At 56.3% G+C, this 11818-nt stretch carries 11 protein-coding genes; 3 read left to right on the top strand and 8 right to left on the bottom strand.

From position 1 onward, the window contains the following. Positions 1–68: 68 nt before the first annotated feature. The 6 genes from lepB to rpoE form a co-directional block, all read right to left on the bottom strand. The gene (gene lepB / locus KDX30_RS17730) at positions 69–923 is read right to left on the bottom strand and encodes a signal peptidase I (RefSeq protein ID WP_027899776.1); all 855 of its coding nucleotides are present in this window, start codon (positions 921–923) and stop codon (positions 69–71) included. Positions 924–932: 9 nt separating this feature from the next. Then, positions 933–2729, bottom strand: coding sequence for a translation elongation factor 4 (gene lepA / locus KDX30_RS17725; protein WP_027899775.1), 1797 nt, complete (start codon positions 2727–2729; stop codon positions 933–935). A gap of 170 nt (positions 2730–2899) precedes the next feature. Beyond that, positions 2900–4288 (bottom strand): DegQ family serine endoprotease, encoded by a 1389-nt coding sequence (locus KDX30_RS17720; protein ID WP_373562208.1) that lies wholly within the window; start codon positions 4286–4288, stop codon positions 2900–2902. 350 nt (positions 4289–4638) lie between these two features. Next, positions 4639–5601, bottom strand: a complete 963-nt coding sequence (locus KDX30_RS17715; protein ID WP_231677064.1) for a MucB/RseB C-terminal domain-containing protein — start codon at positions 5599–5601, stop codon at positions 4639–4641. An 8-nt stretch (positions 5602–5609) separates the two neighbouring features. Continuing rightward, a complete protein-coding gene (locus KDX30_RS17710) occupies positions 5610–6200 on the bottom strand; it encodes a sigma-E factor negative regulatory protein (protein ID WP_231677063.1) in 591 nt (196 codons plus the stop codon). 31 nt (positions 6201–6231) lie between these two features. Then, positions 6232–6813, bottom strand: coding sequence for an RNA polymerase sigma factor RpoE (gene rpoE / locus KDX30_RS17705; protein WP_020288878.1), 582 nt, complete (start codon positions 6811–6813; stop codon positions 6232–6234). A 494-nt stretch (positions 6814–7307) separates the two neighbouring features. Here rpoE and nadB point away from each other — a divergent pair, with 494 nt between their 5' ends. Beyond that, on the top strand, positions 7308–8924 hold the full coding sequence (gene nadB / locus KDX30_RS17700) for an L-aspartate oxidase (protein ID WP_231677062.1): 1617 nt from the start codon (positions 7308–7310) through the stop codon (positions 8922–8924). On the opposite strand, the gene KDX30_RS17695 is transcribed toward nadB, so the two are convergent. Next, a complete protein-coding gene (locus tag KDX30_RS17695) occupies positions 8893–9360 on the bottom strand; it encodes a protein YgfX (protein WP_231677061.1) in 468 nt (155 codons plus the stop codon). The genes nadB and KDX30_RS17695 overlap by 32 nt on opposite strands. Beyond that, positions 9344–9598: an FAD assembly factor SdhE gene (locus tag KDX30_RS17690; protein WP_027899769.1), complete on the bottom strand. Its 255-nt coding sequence runs from the start codon at positions 9596–9598 to the stop codon at positions 9344–9346. Before KDX30_RS17690 ends, KDX30_RS17695 begins: the two co-directional genes overlap by 17 nt. 143 nt (positions 9599–9741) lie before the next feature. On the opposite strand from KDX30_RS17690, the gene ygfZ reads away from it, so the two are divergent. Both ygfZ and KDX30_RS17680 read left to right on the top strand, forming a co-directional pair. Further along, positions 9742–10683, top strand: coding sequence for a CAF17-like 4Fe-4S cluster assembly/insertion protein YgfZ (ygfZ, locus tag KDX30_RS17685; protein ID WP_231677060.1), 942 nt, complete (start codon positions 9742–9744; stop codon positions 10681–10683). A 106-nt stretch (positions 10684–10789) separates the two neighbouring features. Next, positions 10790–11611, top strand: a complete 822-nt coding sequence (locus KDX30_RS17680; protein WP_231677059.1) for an HDOD domain-containing protein — start codon at positions 10790–10792, stop codon at positions 11609–11611. Positions 11612–11818 lie beyond the last annotated feature (207 nt).

The following is an 11818-nucleotide window of genomic DNA, read 5'->3' as shown; positions in this document are numbered from 1 at the left end:
CCAGTCGCAGCACATTTTTCGAGCAACCCAAATGACATACGGCGCTGTAGAAAACAGCGCCGTATTGATTACTTTATCAACCCAACCCGCGAAAAGTTAGGGAAGTGACTCAGTTTTGGCTCAGGCCAGCTCATCCATACGGCAAAGGCTTTGCCGACGATGTTCTTGTCCGGAACCATACCCAGCTCATCCTTGGGGATATTGGGATCATCCCAGTAGCGGCTGTCGTTGGAGTTGTCGCGGTTGTCGCCCATCATGAAGTAATGGCCGGCCGGCACTGTCCACTCGTGGTCAGGCTGCGCACGGTAACGAGTCATTTCCTGACGGATCTGATGCTCGACTTCACCCAGCTTCTCGCTGTACAGCTCTGCACTGCCCAGGGTTCCGGGCTCAGTACCGATCAGTTGCTTGGCAACCAGCTCACCGTTGATGAAAAGCTTCTTGTCACCGGTGTAGCGGATCCGGTCACCCGGTAAACCGATTACACGCTTGATGTAGTTGACACTCGGGTCGCTCGGGTAGCGGAACACCATAACGTCACCGTGTTTCGGTTCGCCGATCGAGATCACTTTCTCATCGATGACCGGCAAGCGAATCCCGTAAGAGAACTTGTTCACCAGGATGAAATCACCTACCCGCAGCGTCGGAATCATCGACCCGGAGGGTATCTGAAACGGCTCGACCAGAAACGAACGCAGCACCAGAACGATGAACAGCACCGGGAAGAACGATTTGCCGTATTCAACCAGCAAAGGTTCCTTGTTCAGGCGCTCTACCACCGCAACATCCGGCTGGCTGACACTGCCTTGATACGTTGTGATGGCAGTCCGGCGACGAGGAGCCAGGATGACCAGATCAAGCAACGCCAGCAAACCGCAGACGAATACAGCGATGACCAGCAACAGCGGGAAATTTAGTGACATAGGACCTGACTATTCCAACCTGAGCACTGCAAGGAAAGCTTCTTGTGGAATTTCCACGTTGCCGACCTGCTTCATGCGTTTCTTACCGGCCTTTTGCTTCTCAAGCAATTTACGTTTCCGGCTGACGTCGCCGCCGTAACATTTGGCCAATACGTTCTTTCTGAGTGCCTTGACGGTGGTACGCGCAATGATCTGACCGCCAATGGCAGCCTGAATCGCTACGTCGAACATCTGCCGAGGAATCAGCTCTTTCATTTTCTCGGTCAACGCGCGGCCTTTGTAAGCCGCGTTGTCACGGTGCACGATCAGCGCCAGTGCATCGACCTTCTCGGCGTTGATCAGGACGTCCAGCTTCACCAGATTCGCGGACTGATAACGGTCGAAATGATAGTCCAGCGATGCATAACCGCGGCTTACCGATTTGAGACGGTCGAAGAAGTCCAGAACCACTTCGTTCATCGGCAAATCGTAGGTCACTTGCACCTGGGTACCAAGGAACAGCATGTCGTGCTGAACACCACGCTTCTCGATACACAGAGTAATGACGTTACCAAGGTGTTCCTGCGGCACAAGAATATTTGCCCGAACGATAGGTTCGCGCATGTCTTCGACAGCCGAAAGGTCTGGCAGCTTGGATGGGTTATCGACGTAAATCGTTTCACCGGTCTTGAGCAAAAGCTCGAAGATAACCGTCGGCGCTGTGGTGATCAGGTCCAGATCGTACTCGCGCTCCAGACGCTCCTGGATGATCTCCATGTGCAGCATGCCGAGGAAGCCGCAACGGAAGCCGAAGCCCAGTGCGTCAGAGCTTTCTGGCGAATACTGCAAGGACGAGTCATTCAGCGTCAGCTTTTGCAGCGCTTCGCGGAAGTCTTCAAAGTCATCGGAGCTGACCGGGAACAGACCAGCGTAAACCTGCGGCTGAATGCGTTTGAAACCGGGCAGGACTTCAACATCCGGCGTGGTGCTCAACGTCAGCGTGTCACCGACCGGCGCGCCGTGAATGTCTTTGATGCCGGCGATGATGAAACCTACTTCGCCGGCTTTCAGGTCAACGGTGGCGGTGTGCTTGGGGCTGAAAACGCCCACGCTGTCGACCAGGTGCATCTTGCCGGTGGACTTCACGAGGATCTTGTCGCCCTTTCTCACCCGGCCGTGACGGACACGCACCAGGGAGACAACGCCCAGGTAGTTGTCGAACCACGAGTCGATGATCAACGCTTGCAGCGGATCTTCGATATTGCCGGTGGGAGCTGGAATGGTGTGAACCAGACGCTCCAGTACCTCGGCGACGCCCATGCCGCTCTTGGCGCTGCACGCCACGGCATCGGTGGCGTCAATGCCGATGATCTTCTCGATTTCGTCCTTGACGCGGTCCGGATCGGCCTGCGGCAAGTCCATCTTGTTCAGGACCGGCATGACCTCAAGGCCCTGCTCGATGGCGGTGTAGCAGTTGGCAACAGACTGTGCCTCAACGCCTTGACCGGCATCCACAACCAGCAACGCACCTTCGCACGCGGCCAGGGAACGGCTGACTTCATAGGTGAAGTCGACGTGACCCGGGGTGTCGATGAAGTTCAACTGGTAGGTTTTACCGTCATTGGCCTTGTAATGCAGCGTAACGCTGTGGGCCTTGATGGTGATCCCGCGCTCACGCTCGAGATCCATGGAGTCAAGTACCTGAGCTTCCATTTCGCGCTCGGACAAGCCGCCGCACATTTGAATGAAGCGGTCGGCCAGCGTCGACTTGCCATGGTCAATGTGGGCGATGATGGAGAAATTACGGATATGACTCAAATCACTCACGGATCAACACTCAAAAAGGTTGCAGGCAGATTGCCCGCCGAAAAATAGCCGGGAATTGTACCTGAACTAACGCTTGGGCGTCACGTTCAGCGGCGACAGGATCAACATTAGAGCGCACACCGCGCACAAAAAAGGGCGGTAAGCACCGCCCTTTTCGTTGATCGACCCGACTATTCAGCCAGCTTGAAGGTGATGAAGCTCGCGCGCCCCTGGCGCAGTACGCGCATGGAGACCGAGCGATTCTTTGGCAAGCCTTTGGCTATTTCGGTGAAGTTCTTCGCCGAGCTGATTGCCTGATTGTTCAAGTGGGTAATCACATCGCCAGCCTGCAAGCCGATGAGAGCCGCCGGACCGTCGGTCACTTCCTTGATGACGACACCACCCTTGAGTTCAAGCGTCTTCTGCTGCTCAGCGGTCAAGTCCACAACCGATACGCCCAGACGATTGCTGCTGCGCTCTGCACCGGCAGCATCCCCAGCGCCCATTTCCTGACCTTCATCAGGCAACGCACCCACGGTGACGTTCAGGGTCTGGCGTTTACCGTCGCGAATAATGCCCAACTCAGCCTTGCTGCCATCCTTGAGATTGCCAATCAGGTGCGGCAAATCAGCCGACATCACGATAGGCGTGCCATTGGCACTCAGGATCACGTCGCCCACCTGCAGGCCACCCTTCGCAGCCGGACCATTGTCGAGGACTTGCGCAACCAGTGCACCGGCAGGCTTGTCCAGACCGAAGGATTCAGCCAGGTCTTTGTTGACCTCTTGAATCACAACCCCCAGCCAGCCACGGTTTACCTTGCCGCTGGCCTTGATCTGATTGGCAACATCCAGCGCTACATCGATAGGAATCGCGAACGACAGCCCCATGAAGCCACCGGAGCGAGTGAAAATCTGCGAGTTGATGCCGACCACCTCGCCCGCCATGTTGAACAGCGGACCACCGGAATTACCCGGGTTGATCGCCACGTCGGTCTGGATGAACGGCACGTATGTGTCGTTAGGCAGACTACGGCCCTTGGCGCTGACGATACCTTTGGTCACGGAATGGTCAAAACCGAACGGCGAGCCGATAGCCAGCACCCACTCGCCGACCTTCAGTTTCTCGGAGTTGCCGAGTTTGACGGTTGGCAGGTCTTTGCCTTCGATTTTCAATACCGCCACGTCAGTACGTGGATCAGTGCCAACCAGCTTGGCTTTGAGTTCGCTGCGATCGGACAGACGAACCAGAATCTCGTCAGCGCCGTCGATCACGTGGTTATTGGTCAACACATAACCATCAGCCGAGATAATGAACCCGGAGCCTAGAGATTGCGCTTCACGCTGACGATCTCCACGACCCGACCCAGGCGGACGGGAGCCAGGCGGAACGCTGCGCTCAAGAAACTCGCGCAACATCGGTGGCAGGCCTTCAAGGTCAGGCATTTGATTCTGGGCGACCGAACGCTCGGGCATTTTCTGCCGGGTACTGATATTCACAACGGCCGGCGAGGCTTGCTCTACGAGCGTGGTGAAGTCCGGCAGCGACTCAGCCTGAGCGGAGACGACTTGCCCGAGCATCAGCACGGCAGCAAATAGTGAAAGATAGGATTTCAAGCTTGGTATAGACATACGGCTCCCGTTCACAACGAGCAGAGTTAAGCAGTACAGACCGAAAGGCCCAATGAGCCTGCGTCCATGGCACTCGACCGAGTGCATATTTCCAGCAGCCATTTCCCTGACCCGGAAACAACAAAGGCCAGAGCTGCAAGGCTGTGACCTATAGAAAAAAACGAGAGTTTTTGCAACCTGGAAACCTCACCAAACATTTCGGCGAACTGACCAGAAATCCTGCAAAGGCTTGCTGTGCGGCTTGCCGAGCCCAAGATGAAACCTTCTACATCTTGGGCTCGAACCAGCACTTTTACGACCTACTTCTTGCTGGCTTGCAGATCAGTGCTGCGTAGCGAAAGCGCCACTCGCTCAGCGGTACCGATGGGCACTTCACCGACCACCGTCACCAACACATCGCCTTTAGGTGTCGTCAATCGACGAGACACGGCCACCGTAGGACCAAGCTGGGTACGCGTATCAGTCACCACAGCGCCACTGATTGGCTCTACGAAAACCGAAAACCGGGCAATACCGTCGTCATACATCAGGTTACTGACCTGGACGCTGGTAGCCGGGTCTTTACGGACCGCACTGCTGCTGAGCTCAAAACCAGGCGGCATCCACTCCAGATGCCAAGGTGCCGGATTTTTCGAAGCTTCAGGCCTGGACTTGGCGACGTCCACTGCTTTGCAATCAGCACTGGCTTGCAACGCATGATCATCAGGGACGCTGGCAGTGTCGAATTCCGTGAATTGAAAACGCTCCAACAGTTGCCCTTTTTCGCTCAACAACAACGATTTGAGAGGCAAACCGGTTTCATCATCGAGGTGTAGTTCGATGCCGTAGCGATGCTGATCTTTAGGGCTCAAGGCAATGATTTTTGCCGCACGGCCCGCCACACGTGAGGTACCGACAACTTTCATGTCGTACCAGGCAGAGAGCTTTTTAGCATCGTATGCATGAACTGCAGAATCGGGGACATTAGACACTCCAGCTTCGAGAGTGCCGCTGACGCATTGGGTTACCCCGTCTACGCGCAACACTTCCTGAGCAGAACCGTCCAGCTGAAGCAGACGCTCACGAACCTTGCCATCGGTGACCCGATGCCAGATTCGGTGAGTGGAGAAACTACCATTTCGTTCGTAAACGAAGGTACCTTGAAAGCTTTGCTGCTGCTCAGCCTGCGCAAGACGCTTTAGCGAATCTTGCGCTTCATCGGCGTGAGCGGGGAGGACAAGCCATCCACCAAGCAACAAAGGCAATAGAGGGATGGCGCGCATGATCCTCCTTAACGGTTTTCCAGGCTTGCAGCACGTGCGTAAGGCAGAGCACTTTCAGTGCCTTTCAACGCAGCTTGCTGAGCATGTTGACGCAGGTAACCTGGCAGACGTTGATCCTGACCGGACTGACCTTGCAAAACACCATTGACCATCGGACCTTGCGCAGGCTCGCTGCTCTCAGTGTAGCCAGCCAGTACGGCCGGACCTTTCACTTGCGGTACAGACATGCTGGCAGGCTGTGGAGCCTGTTGCGCAAGCTGTGCACCGGCGATGTCATCCTGGTTGTACAAGCGCACACCAGCCAGTACCGCTACGGTAACCGACGCTGCAACTGCCAGACGACCCAGGCTGCGCCATGGACCACGAGCAGCTTTCAACGGGCTGACTTCATCAGCGATCGCGGCAGAAACTGCAGCCGTGATATCCAAGTGAGGGATCAACAGATCTTTGTGCATCGCTGCACGAGCAATCTGATAACGCGACCATGTGGCGCGTGTATCCGCATCGTCAATGGCATTCAGTACCCGACGTAATTCCAGTTCGTCCGCTTCGTTATCCATCACTGCGGACAGCGATTCCTGCAGGGCTTCACGACTCATGGCGGTTCCTCTCTTGGCTATCGCCGCTGTCTCAGGATTCCTGCAACAACGGCTGCAGGGCTTTATCGATGGCTTCCCGAGCCCGGAAAATCCGAGAACGTACGGTACCCACCGGACATTGCATGACGCTGGCAATGTCTTCGTAACTCAGACCGTCGAACTCACGTAAAGTTAGGGCAGTACGTAAATCTTCCGGGAGAAGCTGGATAGTTCGATGGACAGTTCCCTCGATCTCATCCCTTAACAATGCACGCTCCGGCGACTCGATGTCCTTGAGGCCGTGATCGCCATCGTAGAACTCCGCGTCTTCAGACCTTACATCGCTATCAGGTGGTCGCCGACCGCGCGACACCAGATAGTTCTTCGCCGTGTTAATGGCGATGCGGTACAGCCACGTATAAAAGGCGCTGTCACCGCGAAAGTTTCCGAGCGCACGATAAGCCTTGATAAAAGCCTCTTGCGCTACGTCTTGAGCTTCATGGGTGTCGTGCACGAAACGCACGATCAACCCGAGAATCTTGTGCTGATACTTCAGCACCAACAGATCAAAAGCTCGCTTGTCGCCACGCTGAACGCGCTCGACCAGCTGCTGATCTTCTTCCTGGGTTAGCATGAACACTCCTCATAAAGCTTGAAGGAGCGCTGTACCAGCCAGTCTGTCGGCTTGCATACATAGACTCGGGCATCTCGCAAAAGTTCTCCCCTCCAGGCAAGTTTCCTGTGGACGCTCAATGGTCCGCACGGAAAAACGCAGCTCGAACCATGTCGGCTGCGCGAATAATCTAGTCGTCGAATTCGCTGGTGATAGCTTGATCAGCCCACTCAAAGCCGACGCCGTCCCTCTACAGGCAACCAGCTATTGAACCCGAGTGATCATAAAAAGTTCCCGAAGTTCGATAGCAGTTGTGAGACCAATAACACTCCGTACGTAGGAAGATAGCCGCAGTATTCAGCAATCTACGACCCATCTGACGCTTACGGTATGCATTCAGACACGGACTGGAGCACAATCCGGGCCCTTCATAGTTCCACATTGCCATAAAGGCGCGGCTATTGTGCCGCTACACCCTTACTTATACTAGTGGCCGCAGCGTGCGGAATTCATAGATGAACAAACATTTTCAACACGACGTACTAGTGATCGGCAGCGGCGCAGCAGGCTTGAGCCTCGCACTGACATTACCCGCTCATTTACGGATTGCGGTTCTAAGCAAGGGTGAGCTGGCCAATGGCTCCACATTCTGGGCTCAGGGTGGCGTGGCAGCGGTTCTCGACCAAAGCGACACGGTGCAATCCCATGTGGCGGACACGCTCGATGCAGGCGGCGGACTGTGCAATGAAGACGCGGTGCGTTTTACCGTCGAACACAGTCGCGAAGCGATTCAGTGGCTTATTGATCAAGGCGTCCCCTTCACTCGCGAGGATCATTCAAGCCCTGAAGACAACGGCTTCGAATTCCATCTGACCCGTGAAGGCGGTCACAGTCATCGGCGCATTATTCATGCGGCAGATGCCACTGGCGCAGCAATTTTCACGACATTGCTGGAGCAGGCCAGCTCACGGCCCAATATCGAATTACTCGAACAGAGGGTCGCCATCGACCTGATCACTGAACGCCGCCTTGGCCAGGAAGGACAACGCTGCCTCGGCGCCTATGTACTTAATCGCAGCAGCGGCGAAGTCGACACTTATGGTGCACGCTTCACCGTCCTCGCGTCCGGCGGCGCAGCCAAAGTCTACCTCTACACCAGCAACCCGGATGGCGCGTGCGGTGATGGCATCGCCATGGCCTGGCGGTCTGGCTGCCGGGTAGCCAATCTGGAATTCAACCAGTTTCATCCTACCTGCCTCTATCACCCGCTGGCCAAAAGCTTCCTGGTAACTGAAGCGCTACGTGGTGAAGGCGCCCACCTCAAACTGCCCAACGGCGAACGCTTCATGCAACGCTTCGATCCCCGCGCAGAACTGGCCCCTCGAGACATCGTCGCCCGCGCCATCGACCACGAGATGAAGCGCCTTGGTATCGATTGCGTCTATCTGGACATCAGCCATAAGCCTGAAGCCTTCATCAAGGGTCATTTCCCGACGGTCTATGAACGTTGCCTGGAATTCGCCATCGACATCACCCGCCAGCCGATCCCGGTGGTACCCGCCGCGCATTACACCTGTGGCGGCGTGATTGTGGATTATCGCGGTCGTACCGACGTACCCAACCTGTATGCCATTGGCGAAACCAGCTGCACGGGTTTACACGGCGCCAATCGCATGGCAAGTAACTCGCTGCTTGAGTGCTTCGTCTACGCCCGCTCGGCGGCGGCAGACATTCTCGAACAACTGCCGCAGATCCCGGACGTTGCGCCTTTGCCGATGTGGGATGCCAGCCAGGTGACCGACTCCGACGAAGACGTGATCATCGCTCACAACTGGGACGAACTGCGGCGCTTCATGTGGGATTACGTAGGGATCGTGAGAACCAACAAGCGTTTGCAACGCGCTCAACACCGGGTACGTCTGCTGCTTGACGAAATCGATGAGTTCTACAGCAACTACAAAGTCAGCAGAGACCTTATCGAACTGAGGAATCTTGCGCAGGTCGCCGAACTGATGATCAGGTCAGCCATGGAGCGCAAAGAGTCTCGCGGCCTCCATTACACGCTGGACTATCCAGACATGCTGCCCGAAGCACGCGACACTATTCTGGTGCCGCCCACCTACGTCGGCTGAATTTCAGTCGTAGCCGCAGGCGCCGGTGAATATCCGGCTCCATTGCGTCGCGAGGGATACACAGACCACGCGTCATTCGCCATCTGCTGCGACTTTCATCCGCGAGGCGAAAGCGCAGCACGACGATCAGAGGCAGCGCCATGCTGTCGCGGCACATCTGCACGGACTGCCAGCCATCACGCTGATTCCACAACTGCCAGCCTTCAGTATTGCGCCGCAGCCCGGTAAAGGCCGTGGCGCTACTCAGCAGAATTGAGCCGGATACCACACAAATGCCATGGGTTGCACACAGCATCAGACCTAGCGCCAACACCCAACCTGGCACGGCGAGCATATAAAGAGCGATCAGCGCCAGAAGTTGCGCAATGCCATACGCCACCAACAGTGCACGCGAGGCACGCCAGTGGCATTCAAAACGGTCACTTTGGCTGGACACGATCCAGAATCATGCGAACCATGCGCTGCAGCTCTGCATCTTCGGATTCGCCACGTTGCATGAACCAGCCAAACATGTCCTGGTCTTCACAGGTCAGCAGGCGGCGATACAGATCGCGGTCGACATCATTGAGCGTCGGGTAAACTTCCCGGACAAACGGTACCAGCAGCACATCCAGTTCAAGCATGCCGCGGCGGCTGTGCCAGTAAAGGCGGTTGAGTTCGACGTCTTCGACCATGGAGCGCTCCTCAAAATAGGCGGCGAGTATACAACCGCAGGCCACATGAGCGAACCTCGCAATGGTCGCAGTAGTTTTCATGTACCTATTCTCCGGACTCGGCACTATCATGTGCCCCAGACTTTTTTCCGTTGCGATGACTCATGGCCGATACAGCTTTCTACTGCCCGCTTTCCCATGAAGGTGTTCTCGCCGTCCGCGGCGTCGATGCCAGCAAATTCCTGCAGGGCCAATTGACCTGCAACCTCGATTACCTGAGTGACACCAAAGCCACTCTGGGTGCACGCTGCACGCAAAAGGGCCGCATGCAATCGAGCTTTCGCATTCTGCTCGAAGGCGATGGCTGCCTGCTTGCCATGGCCAGTGAGCTGATCGAGCCACAACTGGCTGATCTGAAGAAATACGCCGTGTTCTCCAAGTCGAAGCTGACCGATGAAAGCGCCTCCTGGGTGCGATTCGGCCTGCATAACGGCGACGGCGCCCTGGTCAATCTTGGCCTTGATCTCGCGCAAGAGACTGACTCGGTAGTGCGCGCCAACGACCTGATTGCAATTCGGGTCTCCCCATCCCGGGCCGAATTATGGGTGCGCGCCGATCACGCCAGTGACGTTCAATCACGTCTGGCGGCGCAACTGAATGAAGGCACGCTTAACGATTGGCAGTTGGGGCAGATCCGCGCCGGTATCGGCCAGGTGTTCGGTGCTACCCGCGAAGAGTTCATCCCGCAAATGGTCAACCTGCAGGCGGTTGGCGGTGTGAGCTTCAAAAAAGGCTGCTACACAGGCCAGGAAATCGTTGCGCGCATGCAGTATCTCGGCAAGCTCAAACGCCGCCTTTATCGTTTGACGCTTGCTGACCAGGAACTTCCAGAGCCAGGCGCGGCATTGTTCTCCCCGGTACATGCCAGCGCCGTCGGCAACGTCGTCCTGGCGGCCAAGGCTGAAACCGGCATCGAACTGCTGGCGGTGCTTCAGGCCGATGCGGTGGAAAATGCCCAGATCCAGCTCGGCTCACCGGAAGGCCCAGCCCTGCAACTGGCTGAGTTGCCGTACACGCTGGACAGCAAACTCGAGACACAGCGCTGAACCTGACGAACACCTTCACGCTGGAAATGTCTGCATATCTGTCCCGCCTCCTCGCACCCTGGGTAAGAAGAGGCACGGGACTACCCAAACGTCTACGAGATGCGACATGAGCGAGATGGCTGAAGAGGTGCAAAGGAACTTGATCAAGGCGATCGATAGAGACGCCCTGTTCTTGCCTACCCTTCCGGAAGTAGCATTAAAGATTCGCCTGGCGGCCGAAAATACCGAAATCAGCGTCGCCGAGCTGAGCCGGGTGATTGGCAGCGATACCGCGCTTTCAGCACGCTTGATCAAGGTGGTGAACAGCCCCCTGCTGCGCCCGAACTTTGAAGTCAGCGACGTTAATACGGCGATCACCCGCCTGGGTGTCAACTACACCTGCAACCTGGCCATTGGGCTGGTGGTGGAGCAAATGTTCCACGCCAAGTCTGAAGTGGTTGAACGCAAGTTGCGCGAGATATGGAAACAAAGCCTGCAGGTAGCAGGCATCAGCTATGCGCTGAGCTATCGTCGCCCGTCACTCAAGCCCGACAAGGCAACGCTCGCCGGGTTGATCCATCTGATCGGCGTACTGCCGATCCTGACCTACGCCGAAGATCACTTCGAACTGCTGGCTGATCCGGTCAGCCTCAACCATGTGATCGAGTCCATCCACCCGGTCATCGGCGAAAGACTTCTGCGCTCGTGGGATTTTCCGGACATGCTGGCCTCCGTCCCCGGAAGCTTTCAGGACTTAACCCGCGTATCACAATCAGCGGATTACATCGATCTGGTGCAAATCGCGACCGTACACATCTATCAGGGCACCAGCCACCCTTACAGCCAGATCGAGTTGAGCAGCCTTCCGGCGTTTCATCAACTGGGGCTGGACATGAGCGGCGGAACTTTGGGTGCCGAAATGGATGAAGCGAAGATGATGCTTTACTAGGAACGCGATACCGGGATGTCTGACAGGTAACAGGTGCCGGACTTCACGCTCATCCGATCGCGGGATCACATCAAACCTGTGGGAGATTCTATGTTGCCTGCAAGCGAGTTCTTGATCTTGTAGGACCGGCCGGGCGGCGTTCCGCTTTAGCCGGGAGGAAGTCCGAATGTTCGCTAAATTTTCTTTAGCGACATACCGCTCTCCCGG

Origin of the sequence: Pseudomonas quasicaspiana (genome assembly GCF_021147825.1) — a bacterium.
Lineage (GTDB): Bacteria > Pseudomonadota > Gammaproteobacteria > Pseudomonadales > Pseudomonadaceae > Aquipseudomonas > Aquipseudomonas quasicaspiana.
Note: the sequence above shows the minus strand (reverse complement) of the source record. Positions and strands in the feature narration are given on the sequence as shown.

What these genes read in the sequence shown, in the direction of transcription:
- lepB (WP_027899776.1), bottom strand. Translation starts at nt 923, where the DNA reads ATGTCACTAAATTTCCCGCTGTTGCTGGTCATCGCTGTATTCGTCTGC.
- KDX30_RS17720 (WP_373562208.1), bottom strand. Translation starts at nt 4,288, where the DNA reads ATGCTCGGGCAAGTCGTCTCCGCTCAGGCTGAGTCGCTGCCGGACTTC.
- KDX30_RS17715 (WP_231677064.1), bottom strand. Translation starts at nt 5,601, where the DNA reads ATGCGCGCCATCCCTCTATTGCCTTTGTTGCTTGGTGGATGGCTTGTC.
- KDX30_RS17710 (WP_231677063.1), bottom strand. Translation starts at nt 6,200, where the DNA reads ATGAGTCGTGAAGCCCTGCAGGAATCGCTGTCCGCAGTGATGGATAAC.
- rpoE (WP_020288878.1), bottom strand. Translation starts at nt 6,813, where the DNA reads ATGCTAACCCAGGAAGAAGATCAGCAGCTGGTCGAGCGCGTTCAGCGT.
- nadB (WP_231677062.1), top strand. Translation starts at nt 7,308, where the DNA reads ATGAACAAACATTTTCAACACGACGTACTAGTGATCGGCAGCGGCGCA.
- KDX30_RS17690 (WP_027899769.1), bottom strand. Translation starts at nt 9,598, where the DNA reads ATGGTCGAAGACGTCGAACTCAACCGCCTTTACTGGCACAGCCGCCGC.
- ygfZ (WP_231677060.1), top strand. Translation starts at nt 9,742, where the DNA reads ATGGCCGATACAGCTTTCTACTGCCCGCTTTCCCATGAAGGTGTTCTC.
- KDX30_RS17680 (WP_231677059.1), top strand. Translation starts at nt 10,790, where the DNA reads ATGAGCGAGATGGCTGAAGAGGTGCAAAGGAACTTGATCAAGGCGATC.